We start from the raw sequence: 15,809 nt of genomic DNA, 5'->3' as shown, positions 1-15,809 counted from the left end.
TTTACCTCTTCGTAGCTGGACAGAATCAGAAATGCTTGGTGACGCCGGCATAGACGGCGAAATGCGGACCGTACTGCGGTGCGCCGACGCCGATACCCGACCCGTCGCGCAACTCATAGACGCGGTTGAACGCGTTGATCACGACGAGGCGTGCATCGAATTTGCCGATGAGAGGCTGATTGAAGTGCTGTATCACCCCAAGATTGACTTGCGCATAGAGCGGCAGCCGATCCGTGTTCGCAAAGCCGCTGCGCAAACCGCTTCCTACGAGTCCGTCGAATGTGAAAGTCGTTCTGCCGAGATCGTAGGTCCCACCGAACGATGCAGTGATGCGTTGGTCGTGATCCAGATAGACCCAGTGATTGTTGATATAGGCGAGTTCTGCCGGGTCGAAATTGAACTGCGCTGAATCGATCTGCGTGCCTTGCGCGCGGCTCCACGCGAGATTCATGTACGCGGATACGTTGTCCTGTTTGTAGTTGGCCGTGAACTCGACCCCATACACGCGCCCCTCCCTGTAGTTGAACGGCGTGAAGATGAGCGCGGAGCCGAACTGTCCTTCATCGAGCAGGTTCGCCGACTTCTTGTAGTAAGCGTCGAGCCCGACCGTCACGTTCGATCCAAGACGCTGGGTCACACCGAGATCGAAATAATGGCTGCGTTCCGGTTGCACCTGATCGTTCTGGTTCGATGGACTCTGGTTGGTCGTGCCATTGAAACGGCTGATGGTCGAGCCGGACACCAGCTCGAACGCAGGCGGCGTGAAATAGCGCGCGTAACCGGCATGGAGGGTCGTGGCCGGCGTCAGCGTATAGACAAGTCCGATGCGGGGGCTAAGCTGGCTTGCGCTGACATATTCGTCCATCTTGTCGTAGCGCAGACCATAGTTCAGCGTGAGCTTGTCCGTGATTTTCCACTCGTCCTGTACGTAGGCGCTGTACAGATAACCGGTCTTGCTGCTGGAGTCCTGAATATTGAAGGGCTGATCGGAAAGCTGGTTGCCGTTGCTGTCCGTCGCGAATACGTTGACGCTGTCGTTGAACACGGCGTGTTCTTGCTGAAAGAAGAGGCCCGCCCGGACCGTATGCCTGTCGTTCAGCCGCCAGGTCGTGTCCACCTGTGCGCCATTGGCCGAGTTGCTGTGAAAATCTTGCGACGCCACGCCGTTAAAGAGCAGATCGCCGACCGGATCGGGATTGAATTGCGTCCGCGTGTAGCGGGTAAACAAGGCAACCTGATAGTCGAGTGCGCCTCCATTGGTGCCCTGGAGGGCCACCATGGCGAAGTTGTTCAACTCCGATTGCGTTTCGTTCAGTTGGCTCGAATCGAACGTGTTGCTGCCGTTGAGTGTGAAGTTGGTCGGCAAGCCGGGGGTGTTGGGAATCTCGAACTGGTTGCTTGTCGTGCCGAACATCACGCTCACGCGGGTGAGCGGGTTGATGATGTACGACATGTAGCCGAACGCATCGCCCTGACGGGTGTGATCGTGAATCGCGTTGGCACTGGCAGTGGGATTCTCGATCCCGAGGTTGTTCATGCCGAGCGAGCCGCTGAAATAGTAGCTGAACGGCCCCTGATTGCCGAATACATCCGCGCTGGTCTTGATCGTCTGATGGCTGCCGCCGAACACGTCGATGGAGCCACCGTTGCCGGCATCGCCCGTCTTCGTGCGGATGTCCACCACGCCTGCCGTGCGGTAGCCGTATTGGGCCGGTAACGCGCCGGTGAGCAGGTTCACCTGGTCGATGATGCGGGTGTCGAGTGCCTGGCCGAAACCGCTGATCGGCTCGGGAATGATGATGCCGTTGATGCGGTATTGCAGGTTCGCATGATCACCGCGCACGTGCAGTTGCCCGTACGAGTCGCTCGCCACGCCAGGCGCTTGTAGCAACACCTGGTTCAGCGGCGTGTCTTGCCCTGCGGGCAGCGCATTGATATCGGCCTGGCTGAAGCGGTACACGCTGCTGCCGGTTTCTGGCAACAATCCGTTGCGGGCCCGATCGAGACGCTTTGCATTTACCTGAACGTCGAGTGTGTCGCTTTGAGCGAGTTTGACGCTTACTGCGCTTTCTGTACCCGCAGCCGTGGTCGCCATGCTGCTGCCGCTCGCAAATCCCGGTGCCGTAACGACGATCGCATAGGTCCCCGGTGTCACATGGCCGATCGCGAAACGGCCGTCTGCATCCGTCTTTGCCTCATTGACTGCGGCGCCGCTTGCGTTCTGAACGCTCACGGTGGCGTTCCGGACGGGCTTGCCCGCTGCGTCGGTGACGGCGCCCGTCACCGAACCTTCGTCGGACGCGGCGTGGGCATGAGCGGCGATAGCGAACAGCAGCAGGGCTGCATGGGAGACACGCGTGCGGTTTTTCATCTTGATTTATTCAGGGTGGGCGCTGGGTGGATGTGTTTTCTGTCTTGTTGACGTTCTTCCTGCGTGCGATACGGATGACGAGGCGTGCGCTGACTGGTTCCGATCAAGCGGGCACCTTGCCGTCATCCGTGGTGAGGAATGTTATATCATTACATTGCAAAACAAAAATGACAACCCGAGGGAGGGCACGGCGAGCGATTGGGGAAATCGAGGAGGGGCGTTTTACGCGTGAGCGGCGGCCCGGATTCGGACCGCCGCAATCGTTCGGCGCGAGGGGAGGGATGCTCGCGCGCGGCGATTTCGACAAATGGTTTGCCCGTCGCCGCCGATGACCCGCGTGTCACGAAGTCATCGGCGAGCGTTCAGGCGTTCACATCAATTGGCCTGCAGACTCAGTGCCCAAAGCCGTTGCTCTTGATATAAGCAGACAGTTTGGCGATATCGAGGCTTCCCCAGCCGGTCGGATAGTCCCAACCGGTGGCCGCCTTGTAACCATAGCCGCCGTAGCCGTTGTTACCCGATCTCACGTCGTGCACCAGCGAAGGCGTCGAGCTAATGGCGCTGTAAAAGCTGGCTGCGGGGAAGCCCAGGCTATTCGAATTCGCGGTCTGCAAGCGCGCCCACAGCCCGACGAAGATCGGCGAAGCGAGGCTCGTCCCGCCGATCTGCTGCAACTGACCGTAGTTGTAAATCAGTGCGCCCGTGCTCTGCGCAGCGTCGAAGGAGATGTCGGGCAGCAGACGCCGGCCCGGCGTGCCGCTCACCACCGACTGCCACGACGGCTTCGCCTCGTACACGCTGTAGCCGCCGCCGGTCGCCCAGAGCTTGCCGTTGCTGTCGAGCCCTTCGTTCCAGACAGTTTCGCTCGAGTAGGCGCCTGCCGAAGTCGTGTAAAGCGTCGTGCCGCCGACGGCGATCACGTTAGGCGACGAGGCCGGCCACGATACCGAATAGGTGCTGCCGTCAGGGTAGCCGCGGTTGTTGCACTCGTACACGCCCTCATCCCCGGACGAGACCGAGAAGGTCTGCCCCTGTGCCGCCGCTGTCGCGAAGATGCGGTCTTCGGCCTGCAGCGTGCCGTCCGCGTTGGCATCGACTTCGCACCAGCCGAGCGATACGTTGATCACCTTCGCGACGTTATCGGACACTGCCTGATTGAACGCTTGCGTGAGGCCGGTGTTGCCGGACGCGCTTTGATCGGCCATATAGAACAGCAGTTGCTGCACCGCGCCGCCTGCGGAACCGACAATCGACTGGCTGTCGAGGTCCCATTCACCCTGGCCTTCCTGATCGTCTCTGTAGTCGCCATTCGACGACCCGGTCTGGATCATCTGCGTGTTGACGGCCGCCAGGCCATTCGCGCTGGTGAACTGCTGGAGATCCTGGAGCGTCTGCGAGACGCCGCCGATCGTGATGATGCCGACTGTCGTGTTCGCCGCGGTGGGTGCGCTGCTGGCGTCGTAGATCGTTGAGAACTCGGTCGGATTGTGGCCCTTGGCCGTACCGGTGGCCAGCGTCTTCGCGGCGGAACGCTCGCCGACCTTCAGCATCGAATGGGCACGCGCGACGTTCTGCAAGCCGAGCACCGAACCGACTATTTCGCCGAGATCCTGCGGCACTTGTGCCGGCGCCGTGTTCGCGTAGCCGGCCTTGCCGTTCAGTTGGTAGCGAACCAGCGGGGTGTTGAAGGCCGCTTTGACGGCGCCGGCGCTGCCATCGGCGGAAATCAGCAGGCGGTTCGGCGCGACGTGAATATTGACGAAGCCGTTCTTTCGCAAATGCGTGACGACGGCCTGCACTTGCGCTTCGGTCGGCGCGTACTGAGAGAGAAATTGCTGATGCTTGAGGAATTTGCCGAACTGCGCGTTGCCCGGCTGGTTGACTGCCTGCGCGAGTTGCTTCAGTTGCGCCTCATCGCGAAGCTTGAGACTGACCACGATATGTGCGGTCTCGCCGGCGGCGAGTTCGAGCAAAGGCGTGGCACTGCGCGCCTCGACCTGGGAGGGCGTGACAAACGCCTTCGTGTCGGTGGGCGCCCACAGCGTGGACGCAGGTGATGCGCCGAATGCGGCGAACGAAGCAATAGCGAGAGGCAAAGCAACGACCGCGCAACGGTTTAGACATAGGACCGTCTGTTTTGCGGTTGACGACTTCATGTGACCTCCTGAGATAACAGTGCAACGAGACGCCGAATCTTCCGGTGGCTGTTTCCGGTCGAGTCAAATAAATAGGAATTTCGTCTGGAAGCGCTGTTCTGAATGGTTAATAGGGGCACTCAGTTAAATCGATGAGCGCCGCCAAATTACCGTTCATTACAGATTATCGGTACCTATCAGAATAGATGGTTGAGAGGGAGAAGAAGTCACGAATGAACGAGGGTGTTTACTTGAAAATATTATTTTTATCAGTAAGTTATGTAGTCGTTGATTGTTCGACAACACCTAAGTGCATGGCGCGTTGCAATGGAGGCGGGACTCTAATTGATTTAATGACGCCATCGCTTCGTCATTAATTACAAAATCATTTCTTTATGCTAATTCGATAGTGATGTGCCAGGATTTGAAGAATTTGCAATTAAAAGGCATGTCTGTTCGATTGGAATTAATTGGGCTGTATCGTCAAAGGGGGAATCAAAAAATAATGCGACCTGTGACCGAGTTGTTAGAGCGGACGGACGCCTTATAACGCCACCGTCCGCTCGCCCCCGGCATAGGCATTCGACAGCCAGCCAGCCATTCGTTGAAGCCCGAACCACTTCCAAAAGTGCACGGTCAACGGTCAGCTGCCGAAGTACGGCGTGCAGAAGCTTACGGGGCCGACACACGCCGGCATCGCCGCGCCTGCTGAACGAGCGGGCGTGTTGGACGAGCGTTGGCCAGCCGCCGTCGAACCCGACATCGCCGGACCCTCGCCACTCGTGTTCATCTTCAGGCGCGCGGCCTGCTGCGCGAAGATCGGGTTGATCTCGGGGTATGACGTGTCGGTCACGAGGCGCGAGCCGTTAGCTTCTGCCTGAACCAGTTCCTGGCGCACTTCCGCGCGGGTCTTTTCCTGCGCCGATGCCTGAGTGACTGCGCCGGCCGATGCAAGGAGGATCATCGAAAGGGTCATTGCAAGATTGAGTTTAATTTTGGATGCCTAATTGAGGTTGATTGAATCTAACGATCTATGTGATTGAGAACTACGTCTTTACTTGTCCACCTATGTGGTCCACGTGCTGCCGAAGCTGCGCGGAAGCGTTTCTGCTTTCGCTCGTAGACCGTCTGTTTGCTGCCGTCCACGTAAGGGCAAACACACCGCTTGGCTGCTTATTCCAAATTTTTTCTGCAGCCCCGGGGGAATGGTACAAAACTTACATTTTCCTGAAGGCTCCGACAAAACCTTGTACGCCACCGTACCGACTTCCCCCTCCTACGCGTGCACCGTCATCGCAAGCCCCCTGCATTTCTCCGTCACCGCCGATCGAAACAGTTTCGCGTGACAAGGCTTCCCTGACCGATTTGTGCTCCATCCCCATTTCGCCCGGAGCGGCCAACCGCGTGATCGAGCCGATCATGCGGAATGCCATGTCACGCCCGGCGCAGCAGGGGCGCCGCCACGAGCGCAACACATCTATCAAGCACGCACGAAAGCGTGCAAGGGACACAAAATGTCAACCAGCGATTCGATTCTGGAGGAGCCGCAAGCCTTCCTTCCTCACGCCAGCGTGACGGCTTACGCCGCGATCTCCGGCATGGATGCCTACCGCGCGTTGGTCGCTGAAGCTGAGCGCGATTACGCAGGGTTCTGGGCGCGTCTCGCGCGCGAGACGCTCGAGTGGAAAAAGCCGTTTTCTACGGTTCTCGATGAATCGCGCGCGCCGTTCTATGAATGGTTCAACGACGGCACCCTCAATGCGTCCTACAACTGCCTCGACCGCCACGTCGAAGCCGGTAACGGTGAGCATGTTGCGGTGATCTTCGAAGCAGACGACGGCACCGTCACGCACGTCACCTACCGGCAGTTGCTCGAACGGGTGAGTCGCTTTGCCAACGCTTTGCGAACGCGCGGCGTGACGAAAGGCGATCGCGTGGTGATCTACATGCCGATGTCGATCGAAGGCATCGTGGCGATGCAGGCGTGCGCGCGCATCGGCGCGACGCATTCCGTCGTGTTTGGCGGTTTTTCGTCGAAGTCGCTCAATGAGAGGATCGTCAACGTGGGTGCGATCGCGCTGGTCACCTGTGATGAACAGATGCGCGGCGGCAAAGCGCTGCCGTTAAAGAGCATCGCGGACGAGGCCCTTGCGATGGGCGGCTGCGAAGCGGTGAAAAGCGTTATCGTCTATCGGCGCACGGGCGGCAAGGTTGCGTGGCACGAAGGGCGCGACCTGTGGATGCACGAGCTCACAGAAGCCGCAGCAGACACGTGCGAGCCCGAATGGGTTGGCGCCGAACATCCGCTCTTCATTCTGTATACGTCCGGTTCGACGGGGGTGCCCAAGGGTGTGCAGCACAGCACGGGAGGCTTCCTGATGTGGGCCGCGCAGACCATGAAGTGGACCTTCGACGCGAAGCGCAGCGACGTATTCTGGTGTACCGCCGACATCGGCTGGATCACTGGCCACAGCTATATCGCGTACGGCCCGACTGCGATCGGCGCGACCCAGGTCGTGTTCGAAGGCGTGCCCACCTATCCGAACGCCGGCCGCTTCTGGGAGATGATCGCGAAACACCGCGTGACGGTGTTCTACACCGCGCCGACCGCGATCCGTTCGCTCATCAAGCTTGCCGAATCCGATCCCAAAGTTCATCCGGACCGTTACGACCTGTCGACTTTGCGCCTGCTCGGCACAGTCGGCGAACCGATCAACCCGGCCGCGTGGACGTGGTTCTACGAACACGTCGGCCATAGCCATTGCCCTGTCATCGACACCTGGTGGCAAACGGAAACGGGTGGCCACATGATTGCGCCGATGCCGGGCGCCACGCCACTGGTGCCGGGTTCGTGCACGCTTCCGCTGCCTGGCATCATGGCCGCGGTCGTCGACGAAACCGGGCAGGACGTGCCGAACGGGCAGGGCGGCATTCTCGTCGTCAAACGGCCATGGCCGTCGATGCTGCGCGGCGTCTGGGGCGATCCGGAGCGCTATAAGACGAGTTACTTCCCCGAAGATCTCGGCGGCAAGCTGTACCTCGCCGGCGACGGCGCGGTGCGTGACGAGGACACCGGCTACTTCACGATTACCGGCCGTATCGACGATGTGCTCAACGTGTCGGGCCACCGGCTCGGCACGATGGAGATCGAGTCGGCGCTCGTCGCGAACCCGCTGGTGGCGGAAGCCGCGGTCGTCGGCCGTGCCGACGAGACGACTGGCGAAGTCGTCGTCGCGTTCGTGGTGTTGAAGGGCGAGCGGCCAACCGGCGACCAGGCGATCAGAATCGCGACCGAATTGCGCAACTGGGTCGGCAAGGAGATCGGGCCGATCGCGAAGCCCAAGGAAATCCGCTTCGGCGAGAATCTACCGAAAACGCGCTCGGGCAAGATCATGCGCCGCTTGCTGCGCTCGCTGGCGGCCGGCGAAGAAATTACTCAGGACGTATCCACGCTGGAAAATCCGGCGATTCTCGATCAGCTCGGGTGATGGTTCGCGAAGGCCGCGAGATTGCCGGAACGCTTTTTATCTTCAGGAGCAGGCCATGGCCAGCGTACCGATTCGAACCACACTTGCGAACCCCGCGCCACTGGGTCTCGCCGGTTTTGCATTGACAACGTGGCTGCTCAGCATGATCAACGCCGGCTGGTTTTCGGGCGAGTCGATGGGTCTCGTGCTCGCCTGCGCGCTCGCTTACGGCGGGACCGCGCAGGCCATTGCCGGGATGATGGAGTTGCCGCGCGGCAATACCTTCGGCGCGACGGCCTTTCTAAGTTATGGCGCGTTCTGGTGGTCGTTTGCACTGTTCGTGCTCTTTTTACACGACAAGGTGCCGCCCGCGTTCGTCGGCTGGTATCTGTTTCTTTGGGGCGTCTTCACGTTTTATATGTGGCTGGCCACCTTTCGCTCGCCTCGCGCGCTGCAGTTCATCTTTCTGGCGCTCTGGATCACCTTCGGCCTGCTGGCTGGAGGAGAGTGGACGGGTTCAGGCCTGGTGCGGATGGCGGGCGGCTATATGGGGCTCATCACCGCGGCGCTGGCGTTCTATCTGTCCGCAGCGGACGTGATCAACGAGGTGCACGGGCGGGTGGTTTTGCCGGTCGGCGATCCCCGGGTGCTTAGCCGGCATGCTGTGGCGCTCTGATAGACCAGTTGGGCGGCGCGCGCAAACCGCGAGCGTCGAACACTCACCACGTTGCGTTAAGCAGGCACAAGGCAAAACGTTATGAACCTGTCGGGAAAAGTGGACGGCGACGGCTGGACGGTCACGGCTTGTGCACGCGAAAGCGGCACTGAATTTGGCTGTCTGATCGGCACGAGCGTTGCCGCGCCGGATGGTGTGGTCGTGCGTGAATTCACGCACGACAGAACCTTCAGCACGCAGCAGGAGGCCGTGCTGGATGGCCTGAAGCAAGGCATGTCGTGGGTGGACCTCACTACCTCGAATACGATTTGCGCTGCCTGACCGCACCACATTTCCCACCATCGACGCGACGTCGAGCGCCCCGGCTCTAGAGCGACGGCATCTCATACATCACAGCGGCCACGTCAGCATGCCCCGGTTTGGCCGACTCCACGTGCGTGGTTTGCGCCTGGCGGCTCGGCACCAGCAATACCGGACAGCACGCACTGCGCACCACGCGTTCGGCGACGCTGCCGAGAAACAGACGCTTGAAGCCGCGACGGCCGTGCGTGCCGAGCACCAGCAGGTCCGCATTGAATTCGTTGGCCGTGATGCGGATGCGCTCCGAAATATCCTCGCCGATCGGCGCGACGTCGACCATCCGTGGTGTGCCGGCCACGTTCTCGTGTTTCATTCGGGCGAGTGCGTCCGCTAACAGTCGCTGGCCTTCTTCCACGAACGCGTCACGCAGAATCGTCGGATCGTAGCCGGAGGCGTCGTACGCCATCAGCGGATTGTCGACGACATAGAGCGGCTGCAATTGCGCGCCGCTCTCGCTTGCGAGTTGCAAAGCGGTGTCGAATGCGTGCTCGGATGTGTCGCTGCCGTCTATCGCAACCAGAATGCGTTTATACATATCAGCCTCGAAGAGTTTGTTCAAAGAGTTGCCGCGTCACTTAAACGGCTCTCAGATCGGGCAGCAGACGGTCGAATTCCCGCCTCACCACGCCGTAGCATTCGCACACGCGCTCCTCCAGGCCCGACCGGTCGATCACCTCGATATGACCATAGCTGTAGCGGATCAAGCCCGCGTCCTGCAGCTTCATGGCCGCTTCGGTGACACCCGATCGGCGTACACCGAGCATATTGGCAATCAACTCCTGGGTCATCGTGAGTTCATTTGACGGCAAGCGGTCGATACTCAACAGCAGCCAGCGGCACAGTTGCTGATCGATCGTATGATGCCGGTTGCACACGGCCGTTTGCGCCATCTGCGTGATGAGTGCCTGCGTGTAACGCAGCAGCAAGCGTTGCACTGGGCCGGCACGATGAAATTCTTCTTTCAGAATGCGCGCGTCGAGCCGGTATGCCTTTCCGGCGCTTTGCACGACCGCGCGGCTGGGCGTCGTTTCGCCGCCCATGAAGAGCGTGATGCCGATCAATCCCTCATTACCGACAATCGCGATCTCGGCCGAGGAGCCGTCTTCCATCACATAGAGCAGAGAGACGATCGCGATAGTGGGGAAGTAGACATGGTCGAGCCGGTCACCCGACTCGTAGACGACCTCCCCGAGCGGCATATCGAGCGCGATGAGATGCGGTGCGATCCGTTCCCACTCGGCTTTCGGCAGCACAGAAAGCAGATGGTTATCTTTCGGTTGATGTGTGGTCAACATGAACCACCCCACAGTGTCCTGCCGAAAAACGACTTCGTATTCGCAGAACTGATCTGAAAAGTTTTCAGGCCCTCCTGGCGGGGCGGTTGCGAAATCGACTGGAAAGCGGTTTGGAAATCGCTGGTGCATACAGGGCCAGCAACCATTCTGGCACGCTTCGTGATGCGCGTCTGTACGGTGGCGTTCACGCCTTGAACGCATGGCTCATGCAACCCAGCTGAAAGCCATCGCGATGACCGTAGCCGCCATCACACCGGTCGCAATCCAGCCAAGGACGCGCAGCGTCAGCGGTAACGTGAAGCGCGACATGATGCCGGTACGCATCGACAGATGCATCATGACGATCATGACCGGCACGGCGACCACCCCATTGAGCACGGCACTCCAGAAGAGCGCCTTGACCGGGTCGATCGAGGTGAAATTCAAACCGACGCCGATGGCTGTCGCCGCGGCGATCACGCCATAGAACGCCTTCGCCTGCAGCGGCAGGCGGGCCAGGCCGACCCGCCATGCGAACAGTTCGCCCACCGCGTACGCACCCGAGCCGGCCAGTACCGGCAACGTCAACAAACCGGTGCCGATAATGCCGGCCGCGAAAATGACGAACGTGAACGGTCCCGCCACCGCTCGCAGCGCTTCCGCCGCCTGGGCGGAAGTCTGGATATCGTTGAGCCCGTGAGCATGCAACGTCGCCGCTGTGGTCACGACGATGAAGAACGCGATGGTATTCGACAGCGCCATGCCGAGATAGGTGTCGATACGAATCCGCGTGAACTCGGCGGGGGCTTCCCACGGTGCGTGAGTGAGCGGATGGGCGCCGGGCCGTTCCAGTTCGTCTTCGACTTCCTGTTCGGCCTGCCAGAAAAACAGATAAGGGCTGATCGTCGTACCCATGACCGCAACAATGGCGACGATGTAATCCGGCTTGGCCGAGAGCGGCGGCCAGATCACCGCCAAGCCCACCTGGGTCCACGGCACGTTGACGACGAATGCGCAGATCACGTAGCTGAAGAGCGACAGGCACAGCCATTTGAGTATCGACACATAGCGCGAGTAACGTGTAAAAACTTCGAGCGCTACCGAGAGCAGGCCGAAACCGCAGACATAGAGCAGCGCGGGACCCGAGATCAACAGCTTGAGCGCCGCGCCCATTGCGCCGAGGTCTGCGCCCAGATTGATGATGTTCGCAATCAGCAGCAGACTGACGACGCTGGTGGAAAGCCAGCGCGGATAGTGCCGCCGCAAATTGCCGGCGATGCCGCAGCCGGTAACGCGTCCGATGCGCGCGCTGATTTCCTGGATCGCGGCCATCAGCGGGTAGCTGAACAGCAGGGTCCACGCGAGGCCATAGCCGAATTGCGCGCCGACCTGCGAATAGGTGGCGATGCCGCTCGGGTCGTCGTCGGAGGCGCCGGTGATAAGGCCGGGCCCCATCACCTGAAGCAGTTTCGGGCGAGTCGGCTGCTTGACCGGATCGCGGGTTAGCGTGTCCATGGCCGGGAGCTCCTGGTGGCGGGCGCGGCCGCCTCCGTCTGTCGGATGGTTGCGGGGCCGCCGGTTCGGTCGCTAACACGCCTTCATGCGCATCGCGGCCGGAGTGACACGGGCAGCCAGCGCGCTGCTTTTGCTGATATGCGGCGTGTCGAGTCGAGGGTGCGCCGATTCGCCAATGCAGTCGGTACGGTGTCGTACCACGCTGCCCAGCTACCCGCTCTGTATGTGCCCGGTGACGCCACCTGAACACAACGCGAACCCCAGCGCCCGGCCTAACGAAAAATCTCGGCAATGAGGTTGGCCACCGTGCGGATGCGCTCGCTATCGCGTAGGGCGGGATGCAGCACCATCCACACATCCTGGTCGAGCGCCTTGATATGTTTCTCGATGCAGACGAGATCGCTCGTGGTGTCGCCGGCGAGCTGGGCGAGCACGCCGAGGCCGGAGCCGCCCAGCACGCCGTCGAATACGCCCATGCCGTAGCTGCTCCGAAGCGAAGGCGCAGGCGCGCCGGGCAGGGTTTTCAGCCATTGCGTTGCCGGGTGATCGGGCTGCCGGTCGTCATAGCCGACGAACGACAGCTTGTCCCACTCCTTCCTCGTAATTGCTGCCTTGTGACGCAGATAATAGTCGCGCGAACCGAACAGCCCGAAGCGGATCCGGCCGATGCGCCGGACATACAGATCGCCCTCATCAGGGCATTCGGACCACAGCGCGATATCCGCTTCGCGGCGGGCAAGGCTATACGGCCGCCGTGAGGTCAGCACCTCGATGGCGAGGCCGGGCAGCCGGTCCTGGAACGAACCGAGCAGTTTAAGCAAAATGTAAGACGGCCATTCGACGGCGTTGATCCGCACCGTGCCGTGAGCCGCTGCGCCGCCGGTCACGTCCGCGGCACGCTCGATCTGGTGGGCCAGGTCCTCCATCTGCTCGGCCCAGGCCAGCACGCGCGCGCCGAATGCCGTCACCGTACAGCCCGACGGAACCCGGTCGATAAGCGGCTCGCCCAGCCGCCGTTCAAGCTCGGTCAGACGGCGCGACAGGGTGGGCGGACTCAGATCGCATGCCGTCGCGGCGGCTCGCATCGTGCCGCCGCGCGCGATCGCCACCAGAATCCGCAGGTCGTCCCAGTCTACGTGTTCCATTTTTGAAACGCTCGATTTTGAAATTGGGCATAGCATAACGTGGATCGCGAGGATAGCATTGGACCTGGCCATACTCGTCCCAGCATCTGGCAAAGAAACCCGAGGGCTTCATTGGCTTTGGCGGCAAGTGTGGCGAACCTGCCCATCACACGACTCAACGGCTATCAGTCACTACGTAGACCGAACGAGCGATACGGAGACATCAATGATTCGTCATTTCCAACCGGCGCGGCGTCGCGCCATCGTAGCCAGCGCAGCCTTCCTCGCAGTGTCGATTCTGCCGGGCGCAGCGTTTGCTCAGGCCGCCCACAAGCCGAAAGTCGCGCTGGTGATGAAGTCGTTGGCGAACGAGTTTTTCCTGACCATGGAAACGGGCGCGAAAGACTATCAGAAGCAGAACCCCACGAAATTCGATCTCGTCACGAACGGCATCAAGGACGAAACGGATACGGGTAACCAGATTCGTATCGTCGAACAGATGATCGTGTCGAAGGTCGACGCACTCGTGATCGCACCGGCCGATTCCAAGGCGCTGGTGCCGGTTCTGAAGAAAGCGGTCGATGCCGGCATCATCGTGGTCAATATCGACAATAAGCTGGACCCGGACGTGCTCAAGTCGAAAGACCTGAACATCCCGTTCGTCGGCCCGGATAACGCCAAGGGCGCACAGAAGGTGGGCGACTACCTGGCCAAGCGCCTGAAGTCGGGCGACAACGTCGCCATTATCGAAGGCGTCTCGACCACCACCAACGCGCAGCAACGCACGGCCGGCTTCAAGCAGGCCATGGCGACGGGCGGCATGAAGGTCGTCTCGCTGCAATCGGGTGAGTGGGAAATCGACAAGGGCAACGCCGTCGCGAGCCAGATTCTCAATGCGAACCCGGACGTCAAGGCGCTGCTGTGCGGTAACGACAACATGGCGATCGGCGCGGTATCGGCCGTGCGCGCGGCAGGCAAAGCCGGCAAGGTGCAGGTGGTGGGCTACGACGACATCAACGCGATCAAGCCGATGCTCGCCGACGGCCGTGTTCTTGCCACTGCCAATCAGTACGCCGCCAGGCAGGCCGTGTTCGGTATCGATACGGCTCTGAAGGCAATCGCTGAACACAAGAAGCAGTCGGAATTGTCGGGCGTCGTCGAAACGCCTGTCGATCTGGTCACCAAGTAAGATTGGCGTAACACGTGGCCCGCGTCGTTTGCGGGCCACCCCGCCTGATCTTTGTCTGGCTTTATCAATCTGATGTCCACTCCCAACCTATCTTTGGCCGTTGCCCCGCCCGTGCTGACTGTTCACGGCATCGGCAAGACCTACGCCGGGCCGGTGCTCGCTGATATCTCGCTGGATCTGTACGCGGGCGAGGTGCTGGCGCTGACCGGCGAAAACGGCGCGGGCAAGAGCACCTTGTCCAAGATCGTCGGCGGTCTCGTTACGCCGACCACCGGTTCGATGACGCTTGGCGGCGCAGCTTACACGCCGGGCAGCCGCAAGGACGCCGAGGCGCTCGGCGTGCGCATGGTCATGCAGGAGTTGAACCTGCTGCCGACCCTCTCGGTGGCGGAGAACCTGTTCCTGAATCGTTTGCCGCAGCGCGGCATGTTCGGCTGGATCGATCGCGCCAAATTGCGCGAGGACGCGCGGCATGCCATGGCGCAAGTCGGGCTCGACGCGATCCACCCTGACACGCTGGTGGGTACGCTGGGCATCGGGCATCAGCAAATGGTCGAGATCGCGCGCAATCTGATCGGCGATTGCCGCGTGCTGATCCTCGACGAACCCACGGCGATGCTGACCGCCCGCGAGGTGGACCTGCTGTTCGAGCAGGTCGAACGGCTCAAGGCGCGCGGCGTTGCGCTGGTGTACATCTCGCACAGACTGGAAGAATTGAAGCGTATCGCGCGGCGCGCTGCCGTGCTGCGCGACGGGCGGCTCGTGCATGTCGACGAGATGGCGAACCTCACGGCCGACCGTCTGGTCACGCTGATGGTTGGCCGCGACATCGGCGAGCGGATCGACCTCGGCGAGCGGCGCATTGGCGACGTGGCGCTCAAGGTCACGGGCATGACCCGCGAGCCGGTTGTGCGCGACGTGTCGTTTGAAGTCAAAGCAGGTGAGATTTTCGGCATCAGCGGTCTGATCGGCGCGGGCCGCACGGAATTGATGCGGCTCGTCTACGGGGCCGATCGCGCGGATGCCGGTACGGTGTCGATCGCGTATGGCGGTGGCCCGCTGCAGCCCGTGACGGTATCTTCGCCGTCAGACGCCGTGAAGAACGGCATCGCGTTGATTACGGAGGATCGCAAAGGCGAGGGCCTCCTGCTGACGCAGCCCATTGCCTCCAATATCTCGCTCGGCCATCTGCGCGCGGTGTCGAAGAACGGCGTGGTGGACGCCCGTCGCGAAGCGGCGCTTGCGCGCAAACAGATCGACGCGATGAGCATCCGCAGCTCAGGGCCGTCGCAGCCGGTGTCGGAACTCTCCGGCGGCAACCAGCAGAAGGTGGTGATCGGCCGCTGGCTCGCGCGCGATTGCACGGTGTTGCTGTTCGATGAGCCCACACGGGGCATCGACGTCGGAGCGAAGTTCGATATCTACGCCCTGATGGGGGCGCTCGCGCGGGAAGGCCGCGCGTTGGTGGTGGTGTCGAGCGATCTGCGCGAGTTGATGTCGATTTGCGACCGGATCGGGGTGATGTCGGCGGGACGGATGACGGGCATGTTCGAGCGCGGAAGCTGGACCCAGGACGCGCTGCTCGCAGCGGCGTTCGCGGGCTACACGAAACGCGACGAGCTGTTGCACGATCCGATCGAACCCGACGCAAAAGCGCCCGACCCAGCGGCGCCCGATCAAAAATCTGTGGAGTATTGA

Annotated in this window: 12 protein-coding genes; 5 read left to right on the top strand and 7 right to left on the bottom strand. The window is 61.2% G+C overall.

Annotated features, from left to right (window positions below; all coding sequences use genetic code 11):
• Positions 1-25 precede the first annotated feature (25 nt).
• The 3 genes from FSO04_RS04165 to FSO04_RS04155 form a co-directional block, all read right to left on the bottom strand.
• Positions 26-2,371 (bottom strand): TonB-dependent receptor, encoded by a 2,346-nt coding sequence (locus tag FSO04_RS04165; RefSeq protein WP_154558501.1) that lies wholly within the window; start codon positions 2,369-2,371, stop codon positions 26-28.
• A gap of 392 nt (positions 2,372-2,763) precedes the next feature.
• Positions 2,764-4,527, bottom strand: coding sequence for a S53 family peptidase (locus tag FSO04_RS04160; protein WP_154558500.1), 1,764 nt, complete (start codon positions 4,525-4,527; stop codon positions 2,764-2,766).
• Positions 4,528-5,149: 622 nt separating this feature from the next.
• Positions 5,150-5,470: a DUF4148 domain-containing protein gene (locus tag FSO04_RS04155; protein WP_233464735.1), complete on the bottom strand. Its 321-nt coding sequence runs from the start codon at positions 5,468-5,470 to the stop codon at positions 5,150-5,152.
• A 550-nt stretch (positions 5,471-6,020) separates the two neighbouring features.
• Here FSO04_RS04155 and acs point away from each other — a divergent pair.
• The 3 genes from acs (at position 6,021) to FSO04_RS04140 (ending at position 8,970) form a co-directional block, all read left to right on the top strand.
• A complete protein-coding gene (gene acs / locus FSO04_RS04150; RefSeq protein ID WP_154558498.1) occupies positions 6,021-7,994 on the top strand; it encodes an acetate--CoA ligase in 1,974 nt (657 codons plus the stop codon).
• 55 nt (positions 7,995-8,049) lie between these two features.
• A complete protein-coding gene (locus FSO04_RS04145; protein WP_154558497.1) occupies positions 8,050-8,649 on the top strand; it encodes an acetate uptake transporter in 600 nt (199 codons plus the stop codon).
• Between the two features lie 81 nt (positions 8,650-8,730).
• Positions 8,731-8,970, top strand: a complete 240-nt coding sequence (locus tag FSO04_RS04140; protein ID WP_154558496.1) for a UDP-glucose 4-epimerase — start codon at positions 8,731-8,733, stop codon at positions 8,968-8,970.
• A gap of 46 nt (positions 8,971-9,016) precedes the next feature.
• Here FSO04_RS04140 and FSO04_RS04135 read toward each other — a convergent pair whose 3' ends face one another.
• The 4 genes from FSO04_RS04135 to FSO04_RS04120 form a co-directional block, all read right to left on the bottom strand.
• Entirely contained in the window at positions 9,017-9,544 is a 528-nt protein-coding gene (locus FSO04_RS04135) for a universal stress protein (protein WP_154558495.1), read from the bottom strand.
• 40 nt (positions 9,545-9,584) lie between these two features.
• Positions 9,585-10,304, bottom strand: a complete 720-nt coding sequence (locus FSO04_RS04130) for a Crp/Fnr family transcriptional regulator (RefSeq protein ID WP_154558494.1) — start codon at positions 10,302-10,304, stop codon at positions 9,585-9,587.
• A gap of 204 nt (positions 10,305-10,508) precedes the next feature.
• Positions 10,509-11,798 (bottom strand): NRAMP family divalent metal transporter, encoded by a 1,290-nt coding sequence (locus FSO04_RS04125; protein ID WP_154558493.1) that lies wholly within the window; start codon positions 11,796-11,798, stop codon positions 10,509-10,511.
• A 272-nt stretch (positions 11,799-12,070) separates the two neighbouring features.
• A complete protein-coding gene (locus FSO04_RS04120; protein ID WP_054038995.1) occupies positions 12,071-12,943 on the bottom strand; it encodes a LysR family transcriptional regulator in 873 nt (290 codons plus the stop codon).
• A 205-nt stretch (positions 12,944-13,148) separates the two neighbouring features.
• On the opposite strand from FSO04_RS04120, the gene FSO04_RS04115 reads away from it, so the two are divergent.
• Positions 13,149-14,111, top strand: a complete 963-nt coding sequence (locus FSO04_RS04115) for a sugar ABC transporter substrate-binding protein (protein ID WP_154558492.1) — start codon at positions 13,149-13,151, stop codon at positions 14,109-14,111.
• Positions 14,112-14,183: 72 nt separating this feature from the next.
• The gene (locus tag FSO04_RS04110; protein WP_154558491.1) at positions 14,184-15,809 is read left to right on the top strand and encodes a sugar ABC transporter ATP-binding protein; all 1,626 of its coding nucleotides are present in this window, start codon (positions 14,184-14,186) and stop codon (positions 15,807-15,809) included.

The organism is Paraburkholderia madseniana (assembly GCF_009690905.1).
GTDB lineage: Bacteria > Pseudomonadota > Gammaproteobacteria > Burkholderiales > Burkholderiaceae > Paraburkholderia > Paraburkholderia madseniana.
Note: the sequence above shows the minus strand (reverse complement) of the source record. Positions and strands in the feature narration are given on the sequence as shown.